The 22,592-nt window shown below is 33.6% G+C and carries 12 protein-coding genes; 5 read left to right on the top strand and 7 right to left on the bottom strand.

Going from position 1 to position 22,592, the window contains the following annotated elements; genetic code table 11:
• Position 1 precedes the first annotated feature (1 nt).
• From D1816_RS07680 to D1816_RS07660, 5 genes are read right to left on the bottom strand one after another with little or no spacing between them, the layout of a single operon-like run.
• Entirely contained in the window at positions 2-811 is an 810-nt protein-coding gene (locus D1816_RS07680; protein WP_118502012.1) for an arginase family protein, read from the bottom strand.
• Between the two features lie 20 nt (positions 812-831).
• Complete coding sequence (locus tag D1816_RS07675) at positions 832-1,344, bottom strand: DUF2867 domain-containing protein (RefSeq protein ID WP_118502010.1); 513 nt, start codon at positions 1,342-1,344, stop codon at positions 832-834.
• On the bottom strand, positions 1,344-2,966 hold the full coding sequence (locus D1816_RS07670; protein WP_118502008.1) for a M1 family metallopeptidase: 1,623 nt from the start codon (positions 2,964-2,966) through the stop codon (positions 1,344-1,346). Before D1816_RS07670 ends, D1816_RS07675 begins: the two co-directional genes overlap by 1 nt.
• Positions 2,967-2,990: 24 nt before the next feature.
• The gene (locus D1816_RS26065) at positions 2,991-4,931 is read right to left on the bottom strand and encodes a sodium:solute symporter family protein (RefSeq protein ID WP_233565235.1); all 1,941 of its coding nucleotides are present in this window, start codon (positions 4,929-4,931) and stop codon (positions 2,991-2,993) included.
• An 11-nt stretch (positions 4,932-4,942) separates the two neighbouring features.
• Positions 4,943-5,668, bottom strand: coding sequence for a LytTR family DNA-binding domain-containing protein (locus D1816_RS07660; RefSeq protein WP_118502006.1), 726 nt, complete (start codon positions 5,666-5,668; stop codon positions 4,943-4,945).
• A gap of 305 nt (positions 5,669-5,973) precedes the next feature.
• Here D1816_RS07660 and D1816_RS07655 point away from each other — a divergent pair, with 305 nt between their 5' ends.
• From D1816_RS07655 to D1816_RS07640, 4 genes are all read left to right on the top strand, one after another.
• Positions 5,974-8,976 carry a TonB-dependent receptor plug domain-containing protein gene (locus D1816_RS07655; RefSeq protein WP_118502004.1) on the top strand — a complete coding sequence of 1,001 codons (3,003 nt, stop codon included), beginning with the start codon at positions 5,974-5,976 and terminating at the stop codon, positions 8,974-8,976.
• A gap of 11 nt (positions 8,977-8,987) precedes the next feature.
• Complete coding sequence (locus D1816_RS07650; protein WP_118502002.1) at positions 8,988-10,580, top strand: RagB/SusD family nutrient uptake outer membrane protein; 1,593 nt, start codon at positions 8,988-8,990, stop codon at positions 10,578-10,580.
• A gap of 274 nt (positions 10,581-10,854) precedes the next feature.
• The gene (nagB, locus tag D1816_RS07645; RefSeq protein ID WP_066318964.1) at positions 10,855-12,771 is read left to right on the top strand and encodes a glucosamine-6-phosphate deaminase; all 1,917 of its coding nucleotides are present in this window, start codon (positions 10,855-10,857) and stop codon (positions 12,769-12,771) included.
• A gap of 9 nt (positions 12,772-12,780) precedes the next feature.
• On the top strand, positions 12,781-14,844 hold the full coding sequence (locus D1816_RS07640) for a beta-N-acetylhexosaminidase (RefSeq protein ID WP_118502000.1): 2,064 nt from the start codon (positions 12,781-12,783) through the stop codon (positions 14,842-14,844).
• Between the two features lie 19 nt (positions 14,845-14,863).
• On the opposite strand, the gene D1816_RS07635 is transcribed toward D1816_RS07640, so the two are convergent.
• Together D1816_RS07635 and D1816_RS07630 are read right to left on the bottom strand one after the other, a co-directional pair.
• Positions 14,864-15,598, bottom strand: a complete 735-nt coding sequence (locus D1816_RS07635; protein WP_118501998.1) for a LytTR family DNA-binding domain-containing protein — start codon at positions 15,596-15,598, stop codon at positions 14,864-14,866.
• 42 nt (positions 15,599-15,640) lie between these two features.
• Entirely contained in the window at positions 15,641-16,423 is a 783-nt protein-coding gene (locus D1816_RS07630) for a sensor histidine kinase (protein WP_158597717.1), read from the bottom strand.
• 535 nt (positions 16,424-16,958) lie between these two features.
• Between D1816_RS07630 and D1816_RS26240 the strand changes: the two genes are divergently transcribed.
• Positions 16,959-22,550 carry a glycosyl hydrolase family 18 protein gene (locus tag D1816_RS26240; protein ID WP_118501994.1) on the top strand — a complete coding sequence of 1,864 codons (5,592 nt, stop codon included), beginning with the start codon at positions 16,959-16,961 and terminating at the stop codon, positions 22,548-22,550.
• Positions 22,551-22,592 lie beyond the last annotated feature (42 nt).

The following is a 22,592-nucleotide window of genomic DNA, read 5'->3' as shown; positions in this document are numbered from 1 at the left end:
TTTATTTTTTCATTAATTCATCAATTATCTTCTCAATAGGTTTTAATTCTGAAGGGATAACAGTAATTGATTCTAGAACACTACTTCCCACTACAGTGAAGTTGTCCTGCAATGCTTTTATACAACGCTCTGCCTCTTTAATGGTAACCCCGTTTGGTACCTGATAGTACGTTTTACTATAATCTTGAGGTTCTAAACAATCAAAATCAAAATGAAGATAAACATTCGTAATATTTTTTGACTTTAGTGTTTGTACTAAATCATTACTATCTGTTTTGATAGGAGCATAAATGTTTCCTTTATCAATTCTTTCTTGTTCGGTTTTATCAATATCACGAAGACCTACATAGTGAATCTGTGATGCCTGTATTGTCGAAAATAAAAGAGGATTCATTTTTGCTTCACCTTCACCTAATAAAGTACGCAATGGCATACCATGAAAATTACAACTTGGAGAGTCGCAGGGTTTATTAATATCTGCATGGGCGTCAAACCAAATGACACCCAAGTTCGGATATTTTTGATTGAGGTATGAAACGGGTACAATCTCTAGACCGCAATCCCCACCGATAGTTTTAATGAAATCTGGTTGATTATTTTCGATGTTGTTTTTTAGACGATTTAATTGCTCTGTTATCGCCTCATAGTTATTGATATGATGCTTTTTCTCACCGTTTTTTCCGGCGGGAATTTCAGATAGGGGAATATTTATAAATTCAGAATCATTTATATAATTTAATATGGCTTTGGCTCCTGGTTCAATATTTTTACCATTACCAGAACCTTGCCATTGTGGAAAATATATTTTCATGCGTTTTGTGGATATTAAATCTAATACTTAAGTTCTTGTATCGTATTTTTAAGCATATTTCTAACAATTACCTTATGAAATGGTTTAACGGGTAAAAAATATACTTTGCCGAACCAATTATTAAATACAACAATCGTAGAAATGATTAACTTTTTTTTATGTTGTGTATGTGAATCCAGAAAAAGAGAGACTCTAAAATCAAGATGTTTATCATCTTCTCCTAAGATTATTTCATTTTCAGTTTTATCAAATATTTTAAACAAACCTATCTGTTCTCCTTTTTCTATAATTAATTTTTTTTCTTTGCTTATTGCGTGTCCTGTTTTTAAACCAAAGAGGGATACTATTTTATTTCGAAACGAAAGTAACAAACCAATCCATTTTGGTGAAGAAACAAAAAAAGCATTTCCTACTTGATCAATAGTAATTGTTTTATCCTGTAGATCAATTTGTCCACAGTAACTATCCCTATAATCGTTAGGATTATTAATTAACATCGACGTTTCAGGTAGGACTACTTTTTTAATTTGCATTACATGGATTTCACATTTATATAAAAGTTAGGATCAACACTAATTGTATCACCTTTTAAATTAACAGTTTGCCAATCTGCATTTGGTTGAATCCATTTTGGTTTGTTATCAATAAAAATACGTACGGGAGTATCATATTTTTCTATGATATTCGTGTATCGAAATTTTAACTTTTCATCTTTGAATGAATATTCTAGAGTAGGAATTTTTGTTGTTCTAAGGTATTGATCAAAAAACTGAGTAAGATCAATTTTTGTAGTTTTACTAATGTATTCTTCAATTTGTTTTGTGGTAACCGTTTGATGGTAAAATTCACTATTAAGACCTCTTAAAACACTACGCCATTTCTCATCATCTTCGATGAGTTGTCGCAATGTATGCAGGATATTACTACCTTTTAAATACATGTCGCCGGATCCTTCTTTATTTACATTATAAGGACCTATGATAGGTCGGTCATTTTGAATTCTTTTACGTGTACCAATTACATATTCTGAAGAAGCTTTTTTTCCGTAGTGATAATCAAGAAATAAACTCTCTGAATATGCCGTAAACCCTTCATGTACCCACATATCTGCGGCATCTTTATACGTGATATTATTTGCAAACCATTCATGACCAGCTTCATGAATAATAATAAAATCAAATTTTAAACCCCAACCTGAACCAGAAAGGTCATTGCCTAAATATCCATTCATATACTTATTTCCATAAGTAACAGAACTCTGATGTTCCATCCCTAAGTAAGGTACCTCTACTAACTTAAAACTGTCCTCATAAAAAGGGTAGGGGCCAAACCAATGCTCAAAAGCTTTCATCATTTTAGGAGCATCCTTAAATTGTTTCTTTGCTTTGTCAAGATTATCTTTTAAAACATAATAATCCATGTCTAATTCGCCTTTTTCTCCCTTGTATTTTTCACCAAAATGGGTATAATCACCTATATTAATATTTACCCCATAATTATTGATAGGGTTATTAACAAACCAGTGAAAAGTTTTCGTTTTATCATCATGTTCTTCGACTTTGCGCAACCTTCCATTAGATACATTCATTAAATCATCAGGTACATTAACACTAATCAAAAGGCTATCAACCTCGTCATACATATGATCTTTATTTGGCCACCAAACGCTAGCACCTAAACCTTGACATGAAGAAGCAACAAAATGTTTGTTGTTTGTATCTTTGGTCCAAGAAATGCCACCATCCCAGGGTGCATTGATAGCTTCTCTTGGTTTTCCGCTATAAAAAACGGTAAGAGAATTAAGATCATTTTCCTTTTGTTTATGAGTAAGGGTTATAAAGTGTGCATTTTCTTCTGATTTTACTTGTAATTCTTTTCCTTGTTGTATTACTTTTTCAATTTTAAGAGGTGGTTGTAAATCAATTTGCATAACAGTACTACCTTTTAGCACTCTGTAATAAATAGTATTTTTTCCAGAAATTGTTTTCTGATCAGGATCAATTTTAATATCCAGATGATAATACGTAAGATCCCACCATTCCCGTTCTGGGGTAATTGATCCTCGTAAAGTATCTTTTCTCGTAAAATTAGATTCTTGAGCGGATAAAAACATGCTTCCTAAAAAAAATAGGAATGCTAAAAAAAAGTTATTCATTGTTTTAATATTGCAACTTAGCTACTATAAAATTGTAGATTTTATTTTCATCCACAACTTACTTAAAATATAGGTTGCAACAATCACAACAATTGTTAAAATAATAGCGAGGGTATAGTTACCATAAATCCAGTACCCCGTTGCAAAAAGCACCCCATAAATAAGAACACACGCAACTAACATAGCAAGAATTCCAGAAGGGACACTCCATGTTGTAAAGTCTGTTTTTATGGTTATTCCTTCTTTTTCTGCGGTTTGCAATGTTGTTTTCCAACCGGGACCTCCGGGTTGTATCTTTTTATAAAAATCAAATAATACTTTATTATCTTCTGGCTTCGTTAAATAGGTAACGCCAATCCAAATTGCCGTTGTGATACCAACAATTATTGGGTATTTTGACCATGTAGGAAGCATTTCTTCATTAAACAAAACAAGATTTACAGATTTTAAATTAAAAATAATCGATATTATCCCCGAAGCAAACATGGCTGAGATTTCACTCCATGCATTGATTCTCCACCAAAACCAACGAAGAATAAAAATTAATCCAGTACCTGCACCAAACATGAGTATATAATCAAAGATTTGTTTTGCGTTTGTTAATAGTAATGCTAGTAGAGCGCTTAATACCATAAGTAGAGCAGTTGATACTCTACCTACTAATACCAATTCTTTTTCTGATGCGTTTTTGTTTACTTGTTGTCTATAAAAATCATTTACAATATAGGATGATCCCCAATTTAGATGGGTAGATATTGTTGACATAAATGCCGCTATTAACGAGGCTAATACGATGCCTAGTAATCCAGAAGGTAACCGAGTCAACATAGCAGAATATGCAAGGTCATGACCTATTTTATCTTTTTGTACAACTTCTTCAGGAAAAGCTTCGCGAATTGCAGTAAGTCCTTCAGAAGCAAAGTAGTAGGCGTCCATTTGTTTTTGTTCCCCTTCTGTGAGTTCTCTTGTATCGGATATGGTCAGCATCTTAATATAGTTATGTTTAGCTGCTTCCATAGTATTTGCATCATCTTTAGGGTATAATACTAAGGATGCAAGAGCCACTAAAATCCAAGGCCAAGGTCGCAATGCATAATGCATAATGTTAAAAAAGAAAGTCGCACCGATTGCATGATTTTCATCTTTTGCAGCAAGCATACGCTGTGCAATATATCCACCCCCTCCAGGTTCTGCACCGGGATACCAAGCACTCCACCATTGTACGGCCAATGGAATGATTAATAATAAAACTAACAATTCTGTATTGTCAAAATCAGGTAACAAAGATATTTTGTCGGATACTTGCGGATGAGAAATAAGATTAGTAATCCCATCTACTTCTGGTAGGTTTACAATATAATATGCTGCACCGATAGCACCAATCATTGCTGTAAAAAAAAGAATAAAATCTGTATATACTACTCCTTTAAATCCGCCAATAGCACTAAAAATAACGGTTACCAATGAGGCTATTCCTACTGTTTCTAAAGCAGTAAGCCCAAGCATTACTTGTCCAATTTTAATCGCTGCGAGTGTTACTCCAGACATGGCTAGAACATTAAAAATCACACCGAGATAAATTGCTCGAAAACCTCTTAAGAAATGAGCAGGTTTACCACCGTACCTCAAAGCATAAAACTCAATATCCGTATTCACGTTTGATTTTCTCCAGAGTTTGGCGTAAACAAAGACGGTTAATAACCCCGTAATCAAAAATGCCCACCAAGCCCAGTTTCCAGATACGCCTCCTTTTCTTATAATATCTGTAACTAAATTTGGAGTGTCTGTAGAAAAAGTAGTGGCTACCATTGATAGCCCTAAAAGCCACCAAGGCATATTTCTTCCAGAAAGAAAAAACTCGTTAGTATTCTTTCCTGACTTTTTTGAAACTACGATACCAATAACTAATGTTATCGTAAAAAAAGAAAATATTAGAATAAGATCTAATGTTGATAATGTGATCATGAAGATGATATTTATGTGTGTAAATCTTTACTGTTATTAAAAATTGTTTCTTTAACGTGTTTTACATAATTACGTCCTATTGGGATTTTTTTACCTGCTAGTTCTATGAGATTTCCCTCTACAGATTTTATTTTATCAATAGCTATTGTATAAGACCTATGCACACGAATAAAGTTAGAATTTGGTAATTCTTCAGTAATACCCGTAAGGGATTTATGAACAAGGTAATTACCAGAAACTGTAATTATTTTTATATAATCTTTTAAACTTTCAATACATAGAATATCTTTTAATAGCACTTTGACAAGCTTTTTGTCTACTTTAACAAAAATAAAAGGCTCTTTATTCCCTGTATAATCGTTATTTCTTAATTGACTTTTATTTAAAATTTGACTTAGTTTATTGATCGTTTTTAGAAATCTGTTAAATGGTATTGGCTTAACTAAATAATCTAAGACATCTAGTTCAAAACTCTCTACAGCATATTCTCTATAGGCAGTTGTAATAATTACTTGATAATTGTGCTTACTGTTCTTAATAAAATCTAAACCATTCATACCTGGCATATTAATATCTATAAACAATGCATCAATATCACCACTTTCAATTGTTTGTATAGCATCCAACGGATTCCCAAACGAATTAACAAGTTCTATATTTTTAAATTCAGCCAAATGAGATTCAATTACCTTAATGGCTAATGGTTCATCATCTATGATTATACATTTTATAGTCATAAAATTGGGGGTTTTAGTATTGTATAGGATGAATTCTAAACAATATTAGTTTTCTGAAAAAACATTTACGTTTTATTACGACTTTGTTAATAAATGTTTAAAATCGTGAAAAAATTATGCGTTTTTTTGATGAAAAACAAAATAGTTGACTAATTATTTTAAAATCCTTTTTTCTGTAAAACACTTGTCTCTAAAAAAGTGTTGTTTGTTGTTTCTTTTATGTTGTTGGGATATTTAATTTCTTTTTCAATTTTATTGCTATCTACCTTTAGGAAAGAATAAATAAACAAATCAATCTTAATTTCATGAAAAAAACTATTTTGATTTTTTCTGCTTTTTTTTGTCTATTAATTATAGATCAAGTAAAAGCACAAGAAAGAACAATTTCAGGAACAGTAACTTCGAAAGGAGCAAATTCGACACCTCTGCCTGGAGTTAATGTTATTGTACAGGGAACAACAAAAGGAGTATTAACAGATTTTGATGGTAAATATACGATCGAGGCTTCTTTAGGACAAATTTTAGAGTTTAGCTATCTAGGACTTAAAACTACATTTAGGACTATTGATAATGCTAATGAAATCGATGTTGCCATGGAAGAGGATCTGGAGCAACTCGAAGATGTCGTCGTCACAGCATTAGGGATTCAAAAAAGTAGAAAATCGCTAACCTACGCAGCTCAGGATATAAATGCCGAAGAACTTAGTAAAGTAAAACAAACAAACCCTGTGAACAGCCTTTCAGGTAAAATATCAGGAGTTGTTGTTAACCGAAGTTCTTCTGGTGCAGGAGGGTCTGTTAAAGTTACTTTACGTGGTAATTCTTCTTTAGGAAATAATCAACCGCTTTATGTTGTAGATGGTGTACCGTTGTCTAATCCCACGGGAGGTCAACCTAATGATACCTTTGGAGATATTAATGGCGGAAATAAAGATGGGGGAGATGTGTTATCTTTAGTAAATCCAGATGATATAGAATCATTAACGGTTTTAAAAGGAGCATCTGCTTCTGCTCTATACGGTAGTGCAGGTTTAAATGGAGTTATCTTAATAACTACCAAAAAAGGAAGATCAGGAAGCTTTAAAGTAGATTTTTCATCTAATTTATCGGTAGATAGTGCAGCATACTTTGTAGAGCTGAATGATGAGGCAGAGAATAATATTGACGACTTTTTTAATTCAGGCGTTACTTCGATTACATCATTATCAGCATCAGGAGGTAGTGAAAATGCACAAACTTATTTTTCTTACTCAAATACCTTTGCATCAGGGATATTACCAACAAATGATTTAAAACAACATACAATTAACGTAAGAGAAACGGCTAAATTTTTTGATGGCGTAGTTACGGCTAACGCGAGCGTTCTAGCGACAACTCAAACGATTACGAATAGACCTGTATCGGGGTTATACTTTAATCCGTTAGTGGGTGCCTATAACTTTGATGCCGCGGGAGAACGTTTGATTGATTATGAAAATTTTGAAACATTTGATCCAAACAGGAATATACAAAGTCAACGATGGTTCAGAGCTACTTCAGATATAGAACAAAACCCGTATTGGATATTAAATAGAAATGCGAGTGAAGATAGGAATAGAAAATTATTAGCATCAATGAGTTTAAAATTCAAGATCAAGGATTGGATATCATTACAGACTAGAGGAACATATGATCAAACTTTGTTAGATTATGACAAACAAGTTTTTGCTACAACAGATGCTACATTAGCACCTGCAAATGGAAGATATATTTTTAATGAACAAGATATAAGACAACTTTATGGGGATGTCATAGCTACTATTAATAAACAATTTGGCGAGTTTACAATATCTGCTAATGTCGGAGGGAGTACAACTAGAACAACTATTGAAATTTTAAATGCCGATTCAGGTACAAATGGAGGATTGCAATTTGCAAATGTTTTTTCAATTCAAAACTTTAATGCTAACCCACAAGTATCGATATTTCAAACCTCGTTAGATAAGAAAGTAAACTCTGTGTTTGCCAGTACCACTTTTGGATTTAATGAAAAGGTTTTTGTTGATCTAACAGCACGAAATGATTGGTCATCATCATTGCCTTCGGGAAGCAACTCTTATTTCTATCCATCTGTGGGAGTCACAGGAGTATTAAGCGAAATTTTTGAAATGGGTGATAAGATATCCTTTGCAAAGATTAGAGGATCTTATGCTGAAGTAGGGAATGATGTACCTGCAAATACAGTATTTCCAGAACGCCAAATTCTTTTTGGAGGAGGGATAAGCCCATTGGATCCTGTGAGACCTTTGGGAGAAGTGCGCCCAGAACAACAAAAATCATACGAAATTGGTACAGAATGGAAATTTTTTGATAATCGATTAGGGTTTGACCTAGGGTACTATCATACAAGTACTGTAGATCAGTATTTTCAAGTTCCGGTTTCTACAGGAACGGGATCTGTTACGGTCGGAGTTAATTCTGGAGATATCATTAATGAAGGTTTTGAAGGAGCGATTTACATTGTACCATTACAAACAGAAAATTTTAAATGGGTTTCTAACATAAATTTTGCTACGAATGGAAATGAGGTAAAAGAAATTAGTAATCCTTCTGATGATGTGCAAATTGATAATCAAGTTATTTCTGCTCCTGGTGTGAATACTTTTGCGTCATATTTAGTAGAAGGAGGATCTTACGGAGATATTTATGCACAAGTCGTTAAAAGAGATGCTAATGGTCGACCAATAGTTGATAGCGGGGCTATAGTTCTTAATGATGAAAACCCTGATAATACTATTGCAGGACTTGAAAAAGTTGGTAATGCAAATCCGGATTTTACATTAGGATGGAATAATTCAATAACCTATAAAAAAGTAAGTCTTGACTTTTTAATTGATGGGAAATTTGGAGGAGAAACGATAAGTATGACAGAAGCTATTATCGAAGGATTAAGTAATAACTCTCAAAGAGAAACCACTAATGCAACTATCGAAGTAGTAAACCTGGCAGGTGATCCATCTACTTTAACAGCTCAAGAATATTATGGATTAGCTGGTGGTAGAAACGGATTTACAGGAGAATATGTTTATAGTGCAACCAATATTCGTCTTGCAGAGTTGGCTATAGGGTATAATTTTAAATTATCAGAATCATCTTTTTTTAGAAATATAAAAGCTTCATTAATTGGAAATAATTTATTCTTCTTTTATAAAGATGCACCTCATGACCCCAATGTTTCATTAAGTACTGGAAATGCATTGCAAGGAGTTGATGTACTCGGGCTTCCTTCGACAAGAAGCTGGGGATTGAATATGAATTTAATGTTTTAAAAAAAAGAAAAATGAAAAATAGAAATAATATATTTTTATCAAGTCTTGTTGCCTTTTCTTTGGTATTCTGGGCATGTTCAGATAATTTAGAAGAAATAGATGGCAACCCCAGAAATATAACTCAAGAACAATTAGAAGTAGATTTTCAAAATGTAGGGTCTTTATATAAGCCCATGTTTGAAAACATTTATCAATATACACCAGTTTGGTCATATCAACTGCAACAAAATTTAAATGCCGATATTTTTTCTGGATATATGACTAATCCTAGACCCTTTGTGGCTGGAGCTAATAATTCGACTTATAATTTGGTTAGTGGTTGGAATAATTTTATTTGGAGTGTACCGTACTCTAATGTAATGAACAACGCGAGAACAATAGAAAACGAAACAAAAGAAGAATTTCCCGAGCTATTTGCAGTTTCTCAATTATTAAAAGTAAGTGCGATGCATCGCGTTTCTGATGTTTTTGGACCAATAGTATATACTAAGTTTGGAGCCTCCGCTACAACAAGTGAGTATGATTCTCAGGAAGAAGCGTACAATGCTTTTTTTATAGATTTAGAACAGGCAATAATGATTTTGTCAGAAAACATAGATAGTCCAAGGTTTACTGCTTTTGACTTGGCATATGGAGGAAATTATGAAAGTTGGATAAAATATGCAAACTCTCTAAGGTTACGTTTAGCCATACGCATTTCAAAAATTAATCCAGCAAAGGCAAAGGCAGAAGGAGAAAAATCATTAAATCATCCTATTGGAGTAATTGAAGCAAATTCAGAAAGCTTTTTCATAAACGGAACACTTGATCATCCTATAAAAACGATTAACAATTCTTGGGGAGATATTAGGATGAATGCGTCAATGGAATCAATACTAGTAGGTTATGAAGACCCTAGAATTAATAGTTATTTTATTACTTCAGAGGTAAATGAAGGAGAATTTAAAGGAATACGAAATGGTTTGCCATTATTACCTGGATATGCAGATGAACTTGCACAAAAAGCAGACTATGTTACCTTTTCATTACTTTCAGAAACAGTATTATCGCCAAGGGTACAGCTTATGACTGCGGCAGAGGTTTTTTTCTTGAAGGCAGAAGCTGCTTTAAGGGGTTGGTCAGGTGCAGGCGATGTACAAGCTAATTATGAACAAGGTATAGTAACGTCTTTTGATCAATATAGTATTTCAGGTGCTGCAAGTTACATAGGTAATAATATATTGACTCCTAAAGATTACGTAGATCCGGTCACTACCTCAAATAGTACAAATGCTTTGAGTACTATTACTATTGCATGGGATAATAGTGCATCTAATGAAGAAAAATTAGAACGTATTATTACACAAAAATGGATAGCAATGTTTCCAGAAGGTCAGGAAGCTTGGAGCGAATACAGACGTACGGGATATCCTAAATTGTTTCCAGTTGTAAGTAATCAAAGCGGAGGAGTAGTAGATACAGATCTTCAGATACGCAGAATCCCCTTTGTAGATAGTGAACTGCAGACAAATCCAGATGGAGTTTCTAATGCCATTAGTAAGCTTGGGGGGGCAGATAATGCAGGAACCAGACTATGGTGGGATGTGCCAGGAGGGAATTTTTAATAAAGAACTAGAATGTATTACTGATCACAATTAAATTTTGAAATTAGTTAAAAACCCAATGTAGTAGCTACTATTATTGGGTTTTTGTTTTGGATAAAATAATAGGTTTTTTTAAGTCGCTTATGATTGCTTTTATGTCATCTGTCGAAAAACTTTCAATAAATACAATTAAGATTATAACTTCATCTTTAGATAAGCCATTAAACAACTAATTTATTACCATAAAATGAATTCAGAAACTAGACAGGAGAGTGCCAAAAGCAATGATCACACTATGCCTTACTATAAAGATATAAGTTACCGCGAGGCTGGGAAATTTGAAGAAACAAGATTTGAAAAAATTCATAACGTAGTATTCAAAAGTTCAGATTATGCTTCTTTAATCGTAGCTCATGAAATAGCCAAACTTATCAAAGAAAAACAAAAAAAGGAAGAATATTGTGTTTTAGGATTGGCTACGGGTTCTTCTCCTATTAAGGTATATGAAGAATTAGTTAGACTTCATAACGAAGAAGACTTAAGTTTTGTTAACGTAGTTACATTTAATTTGGATGAATATTATCCAATGGATAAAAATGATATGCAGAGTTATCATTATTTTATGCATCAGCATTTATTTGATCATATTGACATTTTACCAGAAAATATACATATACCAGATGGTACCGTTAAACAGGAAGATTTACATCAATATTGTATTGATTACGAATTAAAGATTAATTCGTTTGGGGGATTAGATTTTCAGTTGTTAGGAATAGGTAGAACTGGGCATATTGGCTTTAATGAACCAGGATCTCACTACAATTCTGTAACAAGAAGTATTACATTAGATCATTTAACACGGTCGGATGCTGCGTCTTCTTTTTTAGGAATAGATAATGTTCCTAAAAGAGCTATAACTATGGGGATTGGAACAATAAAAAAGGCATCTCGTATTGTTATTATGGCTTGGGGACATAAAAAAGCCGAAATAGTAAAAGAGACTATAGAGGGTTCTATATCCGCTACTATTCCCGCTACATATCTTCAAAATCATACAAATACAACTTTTATTCTGGATAAAGAAGCTTCAGAAGAGTTGACACGTATAAAAACACCTTGGTTAGTAGGACCTTGTCGTTGGAATGAAAAATTAAAAAGTAAAGCAATAGTTTGGTTAAGTCATCAAGTACAAAAACCTATTTTAAAATTAACAGAGAAAGACTATAATGATAATGGTATGTCCAGTCTTTTGGCAGAAGAAGGAGCTTCTTATGACCTTAATATAAAAATGTTTAATACATTACAACATACAATTACTGGATGGCCAGGAGGAAAGCCTAATGCCGATGACACTAATAGGCCAGAGCGTAATGTTCCTCATAAAAAAAGAGTACTAATTTTAAGTCCACATCCAGATGATGATGTAATTTCAATGGGAGGAACTTTTCATCGTTTGGTAGAGCAAGGACATACAGTTCATATAGCGTATCAAACTTCTGGTAATATTGCTGTATCTGATGAAGAGACTATAAAATATGCTGAAGTTATACAAACTATTCAACCAGAGGGACAGAAGGCTGTTGATATTTTAAGAAGCCTAAAAGAAAAACAAAAAGATGCAATTGATACTATCGAAGTTCGAAATCTGAAAGGATTAATTCGACGGGGAGAATCTCTTGGAGCTACTCGTTTTTTAGGACTACCAGATGCCTATGTACAATTTCTGGATTTACCTTTTTATGAAACAGGAACTGCTAAAAAAAATCCATATACAGAAGAAGATATAACAATTTTAGTTAAATTGATTAAGAAAATTAAGCCCCACCAAATATATGCCGCGGGTGATTTAGCAGATCCTCATGGTACTCATAAAGTATGTTTAGATATTCTTTTTAAAGCTTTAGAAAGGTTAAAAGAAGAAGAATTTATGAAAGATTGTTGGGTTTGGTTGTACAGAGGAGCTTGGCATGAATGGGATATTCATGACATCGAAATGGCAGTACCCTTAAGTCCTGATGAGGTACTTAAAAAAAGAAAAGCAATCTTCTTTCATCAGTCACAAAAAGATGGTGTAATGTTTCAAGGAGATGACTCTCGAGAATTTTGGGTTAGAGCAGAAGAACGCAATCAACAAACCGCAAAAAAATATCATCAATTAGGATTAGCAGATTATGCTGCAATAGAAGCATTTAAGAGATATCACTTTTAACACATATTAATGAGAAAACATTTTTTAATTTTACTTGTCACCATTTTTACTATGCAACTAGCTTTTGGTCAGTTTGATAATAGAGAATTAAATAAAGTTATGCCAATACCTAAAGACACAAAAATAGGTGTTGGAAGCTTTATTATTCAGGAAAATTTTACTGTTGCTATTCAAGACACAAGTAATAAACGTATATACAATGCGACAACTCGATTTATTAGAAGATTAAGCAACGAAACTGGAGTTTTTTTAAATCATGGTTTTCCTTTGACTATAACAGAAAATAAACCATCATTACACATCTCTTACGATCGCATTGGAGAATTAAAACTATTTGAAGATGAATCCTACAATTTAGAAGTTACAAATCAAAGTATAAAACTTCATGCGGTTACCGACATTGGGGTATTAAGAGGATTAGAAACGCTATATCAATTACTAAATTTTGAAACTAATCATTTTTATATTCCATCAATAAAGATTATTGATGCTCCTAGATTTCCTTGGAGAGGTTTAATGATTGATGTAGCAAGGCATTTCCAACCATTAGACGTGTTAAAGCGTAATTTAGATGCAATGTCTGCGGTTAAACTTAATGTTTTTCACTGGCATTTGACAGATGATCAAGGATTTAGGGTAGAATCTAAGACACACCCAAAACTACATGAATTGGGATCGGATGGGCAGTATTATACGCAACAACAAATAAAAGAAGTAATATCGTATGCCGGAGATAGAGGTATACGGGTGATACCTGAGTTTGATGTTCCAGGACATGCTACCGCTATATTGACCGCATATCCAGAAATTGCCAGTAAAAATGAATCGTACACAATAGAAAGAAATGCAGGTATTTTTGATCCAACTCTTGATCCAACTAATGAAAAAACATATGAAGTATTGTCTGATTTATTTGAAGAAATGACACAGTTGTTTCCAGATGAGTACGTACATATCGGTGGAGATGAAAATGAAGGGAAGCATTGGAGTGAAAATGATGATATTAAAGAATTTATGAATAAGAAAGGATTCAGTTCTAATCATGAATTGCAAACGCATTTTAATATTAGACTCCAAGAAATTTTAAAAAAATATGGAAAGAAAATGATTGGCTGGGAAGAAATTATGAGTCCAGAAATCGATAAATCTGCTATTATCCATTCTTGGAAAGGTGTAAATGAAGGACTCCCCGCAGGTGAATCTCTTATAAAAGCAACAGAAATGGGGTACAAAACAATACTTTCTAATGGATATTATATTGATTTAATGTTACCAGTAGAGGAACATTATGAGGTAGATCCTGTGCCTTATGATAACGTACTCACAAAAGAACAAGAGGATATGATTTTAGGAGGAGAAGCGACAATGTGGAGTGAACTAGTAACACCATTAACAATTGATTCTCGTATTTGGCCTAGAACAGCAGCAATAGCAGAACGGTTTTGGTCTCCAAAAGAAGTTTCAGATGTTGAAAACATGAAGATGAGATTGCATAATGTTAGTTTAGAGTTAGAAAAACTCGGAACGATGCATTTAAGAAATAGAGAAGTCATTTTACGCAACATTACAAAAACAGAAGATATTACTGCTATTTCCGAACTTACTAAAGTATGTGAGCCTTTAAAGTTATATAGTCGTAATAAAGGAGGTACAGAGTATCAGACATATTCTCCATTTACGTTATTCGCAGATGCTTGTACAACTGATGCTAAAGATGCTAAAGAATTTGAAAACTTAGTCGATGAGCTTATCAATCAACCAGAGAATAAGAAGATAAGAATTCGATTAAATCAGTACTTACATAAATGGAATTTATTGTCTAGTAGTTTAGAAGGCTTTGATAACCCTATAATTAATGAAATAAAACCAATTTCAGAAAACTTATCTCAAATATCTAACATTTTGTCAATGTCTCTTAAAAATAATAACCTTTCGACAAATCAAGAAGAGACCCTAAAGGAATATATAGAAAGAGCAAAAAAACCGGTTGCAGATGTAGAGCTAGTGGTCATAGTGTCTTTTGAGAGATTGATGATTCATCTTAAAAACTATAGTAAAGTGGCACATAAATAAAAAGAGTGTATTAATGTGATTATGTTATTGATCCTTTTAGAATTTTATCTTTTACCTCTTTAACATAATTTCGACCAATAGGTACGATATTACCATTTATATGAATACAATTACCTTCTATAGCGTCTACTTTATTCAGAGAAATAGTAAAAGATCTATGTATTCTAATAAACTTGTCTTCGGGAATTAATCTAGTTATAGCGGCCAGATTATAATGTGTAATGTAATCTTTGGAAATAGTTTTAATAGAAACATAGTCTTTTAAACTTTCGATATATAAAATATCGTTGAAGAAAATTTTGATAAGTTTTTTGTTGACTTTTACAAAAAAATGATCATTATCCTCTAAGGGCATTATTGTTGATTTAGTACTGTTTTTTTTAGCTTCTTTTTGAAGATGCATCTGTCTTGAGACTTTTTTCAAAGATATCATGAATCTTTCTAAAGATATAGGCTTTACTAAATAATCAATAACATCAAGTTCAAAACTTTCTACCGCATATTCTCTATATGCCGTCGTAATAATAATAAGGGGGGAAACGCTTAGGTTTCTTATAAAATCCAAACCATTTACTCGTGGCATATTAATATCTAAAAAAACTAAATCAACAGACTCTTGTACTAGTAAATTAAAACCTTCGATAGGATTATTACATGTATGGATTACTTCAAAATCACTGAAATTTTTTAAATGATTTTCAATTACACGTATGGCGAGTGGTTCATCATCGATTATTAGGCATTTTATTTTCATAAGATTGGGGTGGGTTTTAAAAGGATAATACAAAAAAAAGTATTATTCAAGAGGTATTTTTAAGTTTACCTCAAAGTAATTTTTGTCTTTATTAAGGGTTAATTTATATTTGTTTTTGTACAATAATCCAAGCCTGCGTTTGGTGTTTTTTAACCCTATTCCGTTAGTTTTTGTGTTCTTAATTTCAGGATCTATTTTGTTATTTTTTGTCTTAAAGTAAAGCCAATTATCTTCAATATTAATTTCAATATATAAAATTACACTTCCTAATTCATAATCGGTACCGTGTTTAAAAGCATTTTCTATAAATTGTAGAAGTAATAACGGAGGTATTTTACGACCTTCGATAGTGCCAGTTAACGAAAAGTCTACCTGAACGCGATCACCAAATCTTAAATGTTCTAAATCAATGTAATTCTGGATATATTTTATCTCGTCTATAATAGGAACACTTTTCTTATTTCCTTGATAAATTACATAACTCATAAATTCTGACAGCTTTACTACAGTTTCTGGAGCCTGGTCGGATTTTTCTAAAGTTAAAGAGTATAAATTGTTTAAAGTGTTAAAGAAAAAATGAGGTTGTAGTTGAGATTTTAATAAAGATAACTCGTTTTTGAGCCCTTGTTTTTCTAATGCTTCGGTTCTTTTAAGATTTTTTACATAATCGATAGTGATTTTAATTGCTGTCGTAAAGCCAATAACATATATCTCACCAATAAAAGCAGCTAGTATATAATTAAAATCAAAAATCGAATTGCCTTGTTTTTCAGATTCAGGAAAAACATTTGTGGTTACAAATTCATAGGTAAAAATGATTCTCACCAATGTCATAGTCAAGACAGCAACAAGAAGTATAAAAAGATATTCTAAATATTTGTTTGGTATTAGTTTAGGAAGTAAAAAATAAAGATTGAAATACACTAAAATAATGTGAACCACAAACTCTACTAAGTTAGATTCAAAGGAGTATAGGTAATCATCAAAATAACTACCCCACCTTAAAGTGTTTAGTGTGAAATAAATTAGCCAAAAAAGACTATGTTGTATGATTTCTTTTTTTATGTTGATGAGTTTATGTTTTGTGCGATAATGCTAATTCGATAATGAAAATACTTTATTTCTACAAAAGTGATGTTTTTTTTAGCTAAACGACACAATTTTAAGCATTAAATGCAATGATGTTTTAGAAATCCTTTCGTTGACTTTTCACTTCTAAACAGCTACAAAATTAAGTCATTCAGCTAATTAGTTTTTTGAGAAATGGACTTCTTTCTATTTTTCGACCTAGAAAGTATTAACAAATAATATTTTTCTAAAAAACACAAAATCATTTTTATCTAACGTAACACAAACAATTATGAAAGACCCAGAATTTACTCTAAAAGAGTGGTGTTGGAAAAAAATTCCAATAGCATTCATTTTATTACTATTTGTATATGGCACAAGTATGCTAAATGCACAAGTCAATACAGGTGGCTCTGCAACTACCGCAAACCATAATAAACAGGTAATTGGTTATATTACGAATTGGGATGCTTGGAAACAACCCACCGCTGGAGTACCAGCTCAGGGAGCATTAACACAATTAAATATAGATTACTCGAAATATACTATTCTAAATTATTCTTTTTTTGGAGTAGCAAATGATGGATCTTTACATAGCGGAGACCTACGAAATAAACAAATATACCAAACCGGTGTAACACAAGAACCAGCAGATTTATTATATGGCGATCCTTACAGTAGTTGGGATTTTCATATTTTATTTGGTGAAATTGAAACTGTTAATTACATAAGCCCAGCTGTTAAAGAAAGAGCTGAAGCTATGGGTTATCAGGTTACTGTAGGTGGTACTTCTTGGACTCATCCCGAATGGGGACTATCAGGAGTTTTACCCTTACCCTTACCCAAAGTTGGTAGTGGAGCAAAAGGACTATTAGAATTAGCTCATGAAAATGGAGTAAAAGTAATGGCATCTATTGGTGGCTGGAGTATGTGTAAGCATTTCCCTGAAATGGCAGCGGATCCCGTTAAAAAAGCTCGTTTTATTGAGGATTGTAAAAAACTTATCAATATGGGCTTTGATGGGATTGATCTCGATTGGGAATATCCGGGACCATTTGCGGGAATGAACTTTACTGGGACAAATGCTGATTATGCAAATTTTGAAAACTTAGTTCAGGAAATTAGAAATGCAATAGGTCCAGGAAAATTAATCACAGCAGCAATGGCTGCCGATTATAAGAAACTCGAAGGATTTAACTGGTCTAAGTTAGCAAGCTCAATGGATTATTTTAATATGATGACCTATGATTTTAATGGAGGTTGGTCTAATATAGCGGGACATAATGCACCAGTGTATCCATATGATGGAGCAGAAGCCCCAGACTTTAATTGGCAGACATTATTAACTAAAATGACCGCTATGGGAGTTCCTGCTAGTAAAATTAATTTTGGTGCTCCATTTTATGGAAGGGGTGTAGTAACAGATGGTACTGCAGCTCTTAACGCTCCAACTGTAAAAAGAAACGTTACCATACAACCTGATGGTCCTGTTAGTACCGCAGCAGATTATACGCATTGGCCTCAAGAAGTATATGACGGAACTCCGAATTACTTTTTTATCAAGCAAAAAACAGGTGCAGGAAGTGGATGGACAAAAAAATGGGATGATCAAGCCAAAGTACCTTATATGGTTAAAGGTAATTTCTTTTTAAGTTATGATGATGAAGAATCTATAGCTATTAAAGCTCAATTCATAAATGATAATAACCTTGCCGGTACTATTGTATGGACAGTATTTGGGGATTTAGAATTTAGCGGTTCCCCCCAATCATTTGGTACCAAATTAAAAAGATGGTCAAATGTAAAATCTCCTCTGATTAATAAGATAAACGAAGTATTTGCAGAAGGTGGTAACCCACCTAACAACCAGAATCCTTCTGTTACTTTAACATCGCCTCAATCAGGGGAGGTATTTAGTGCTGGTTCTTCTGTTACAATTTCGGCAAATGCAACAGATACAGATGGGACTGTTACCAAGGTAGAATTCTATAACGGTGGTACATTATTAGGGCAAGATACAACTGCACCATATGCATATACATGGGATAACGTAGTAGCAGGAGATTATACTATTTCGGCAAAAGCTACTGATAATAAAGGAGGAACTGCAACGACATCAGTCTCAATAAAAGTGAATGGAATTGGAGGTAATGAGTCACCTTCTGTAGTTGTAACCTCACCACAAGAAGGAGATACTTTTACAGCAGGAGCTTCGATAAATATTGAGGCCAATGCGTCTGATAGTGATGGTACTGTTACTAAAGTAGAATTTTATAATGGTACAACTAAGTTAGGAGAAGATACCACTGCTCCTTATAGTTATAGTTGGAATTCGGTTGCTGCAGGAAGTTATACACTTACGATTAAAGCTACAGATAATAAGAATGCAGTTGGTTCTGCATCTGTTGCTATTACTATTACCGATGGTGATGGAGGCTCTTGTACAGCACCAGCGTATGTAGCAGGACAAGTATATACTGGCGGAGACAAAGTATCTTACAAAGGAAATGAATACGAAGCAAAATGGTGGACTCAAAACAATGACCCTGTTACAAATAATGAAAATGTTTGGAAACTAATTGGTCCTTGTGGAGATGGTGATGGATCAGCACCACAAGTTGTAATTACATCTCCTACTTCGGGAGCAAGTTTTATAGCAGGTAATAATATTACAATAAATGCCAATGCATCTGATAGTGATGGTACTGTTACTAAAGTAGAATTTTATAATGGCACAACTAAATTAGGCGAAGATGTATCTAGTCCATTTAGTTATACATTAAGTAATGTAGCAACTGGAAATTATTCATTAACTGCTAAAGCAACAGATAACGATAATAAATCAACAACTTCTACCGCTGTAAATGTGAGTGTCACAACCGATGGAGGTGATGGTTGTACAAGTAGTAGTGATTTTAAAGTAGTTGGATATGCTGCAAGCTGGCAAGGAAGCGCAAATGATATTCAATATGATAAACTTACGCATATTAATTACTCTTTTATATTACCAAATGCAGACGGAAGTTTACGTGCACTAGATAATATAGCTAAATTACAACAGATTGTCTCTAAAGGACATGCGCAAAATACAAAAGTATTAATCGCTGTTGGTGGTTGGATGGATGGAAACGATGGACCTTTCAAGACTTTGGCTGCTAATGCATCTACAAGAACGGCATTTGTAAATAATCTTGTAAGTTTTGTAAATCAATATAATCTTGATGGAGTTGATATGGATTGGGAATATCCAAGAGAGGGTAGTGAACCACAACATTTCGAACTATTAATGCAGGAGTTGGGACAGGCTATGCACAGCAGAGGTAAATTGTTAACAGCAGCTGTAGTGGTTTCTGGATGGAATGCAGATGGCGTACTTAATGGTGTTTTTGATGATGTAGATTTTCTAAATATTATGGCATATGATGGTCCCACGCATGGATCTATGGATCAAGCAACAGGAGGTTTAGATTATTGGTTAGGTAGAGGATTACCTAAAGAAAAAGCAATATTAGGTGTTCCTTTTTATAGCCGACCTCAAGTAAAAAGTTATAGCCAATTATTAGCTTCAGGCGCTAGCCCAAATGCAGATTCTTATCAAGGAACAAATTATAATGGAATTCCAACAATTAAAAAGAAAACTGAAATAGCTAAAGAACGAGCAGGAGGAATTATGATTTGGGAGCTATCTCATGATACTAATGATCAATCAACTTCTTTACTTACTGCGATTCATCAAGTCGTAGGAGATCCATGTTCAGGAAATGATGAGGTTGATGGAGGAGTAATTACAGGAGGACCATTTACATTTACCGTAGGAGATGGTATTGCCGATAATGTATCAGGAATTACATTAAACGGAAATAAAGGTACAAACTCGCAATGGGTAATTACAGATGAAGAAGGCAAAATTCTTGGACTTCCGGGATCTCCAGAAGCTGTTAATTTTGATGAGGCAGGAGCTGGCGTATGTTTGATATGGCATTTAAGTTATGAAGATGGTTTGCAGGGAGCTACTGTTGGAAATAACGCTTCTAATTTAGTAGGAACATACGATTTGTCTAATGCTATTAGAGTAACTAGAAATACAAGTACAGGTGGGGGAGATTGTGATGAAGCTCAATATGTAGAGAGTGGAGGTAATTATGTTGCAGGAAGCAAGGTTCAAAATGATGGAAAAGTATATCAATGTAGAGATTACCCAAATAGCGGATGGTGTAATGGAGCTGCATGGGCATATGCACCTGGAACAGGAACATATTGGCAAGATGCTTGGACATTTGTTGGTGATTGTACAGGCGGTGGAGGTAATAGTGCACCTATAGTAACCATAACAAGTCCAGCAAGCGGCACTAGTTTTGATGTTGGAGCAACAGTAAATATTACTGCAACGGCAAGTGACTCTGATGGTACAATCGAAAAAGTAGTATTTTCTGTAGATGGCATCGTAATTAGCGAGGATAACTCGGCACCATATACGACAAATTGGACAGCAACACAAGGTAACCATACCATTACTGCAACAGCAACAGATAACTTAAATGCTACAGGTGATGCTACGCCGACAACAATATCAGTTGGATCGACACCACCTCCAGGAGGTGGAAATCTACCTAAAAGAATTTTAGTAGGATATTGGCATAATTTTAATAATGGTTCCTCTATCCCAAAACTAAGTGAAATTTCAGATAAATGGGATGTAGTCAATATATCTTTTGCGATACCTACAGTTCCTGGAGGTGCTAATATGACATTCACTCCAGATCCTGCGATTTATAGCAGTGTGCAGGAGTTTAAGAATGATGTTGCTTTACTGCAAAGTAGAGGAAAAAAAGTATTGATTTCTATGGGAGGTGCTACTGGAGCTGTAGATGTTGATAGTGCCGAAGACGCTCGAATTTTTAGTAATTCTATGATTGGTATTATCAATGAATATGGTTTCGATGGAATGGATATAGATTTTGAAGGTAGTTCTATAGCTTTAAGTGCAGGAGATACGGATTTTAGAAATCCAGTTGGACCAAAAGTTGTAAATCTTATTACTGCATTTAGATCGATCTTATCTCAATTTGGATCTGATTTTATATTATCTATGGCTCCAGAAACAGCTTTCGTACAAGGTGGGTATTCTGCGTATGGAGGTTCGTTTGGAGCTTATTTACCGGTAATTTATGCTTTAAGAAACGATATGGATTATATTCATGTGCAGCATTACAATACAGGTACTATGCGAGCACTTGATGATCAGATATATGCTCAAGGAACTGCTGATTTTCATGTAGCCATGGCTGAAATGCTATTACAAGGGTTTCCAGTAAATGGAATTCAATTCCCTGCATTACGTGCTGATCAAGTGGCCATAGGATTACCGTCAACAGCTGCAGCTGCACCTGCAGGAGGGTATACTGCACCTGCAGAAGTACATAAAGCATTAGATTATTTAATTAAAGGACAGTCTTTTGGAGGTAGATATACCTTAAGAAACCCATCAGGATATGCTAACTTTAGAGGGTTGATGACATGGTCGATTAATTGGGATGTTGTAGGAGGTTTTGGATTTTCTAATCCACATAGAGCTTATTTAGATGGGCTAGCTGGTAAATCTGCCCTTGTACAAAAAGACCAAAATAGTGATGTAATATTAACTCCAAATCCAGTAAGTGGAGATGTAATTAATATCAATGTTAATTGTAACGTACAAAAAGGGACATTTGATCTACAAATATTTAATGCTACAGGTATTCAAGTTTTGGACTTTAGAAATACTAAAATACAAAAAGGAGAAAACCTAAGTACTTTTGATGTAAGTAGATTAGAAGATGGACTTTACTTCTATACTATTAATACGCCTAGTGGTAAAACTACAGGCAAACTTCTAAAACATTAATATTTAAATTTTTTAATCACTCAACGATTTATAAAAGTCGTT

The sequence above is a fragment of the Aquimarina sp. AD10 genome (genome assembly GCF_003443715.1).
Classification (GTDB): domain Bacteria; phylum Bacteroidota; class Bacteroidia; order Flavobacteriales; family Flavobacteriaceae; genus Aquimarina; species Aquimarina aggregata.
The sequence above is the reverse complement of the archived record's forward strand: the minus strand, read 5'-3'. Positions and strand labels throughout refer to the sequence as shown.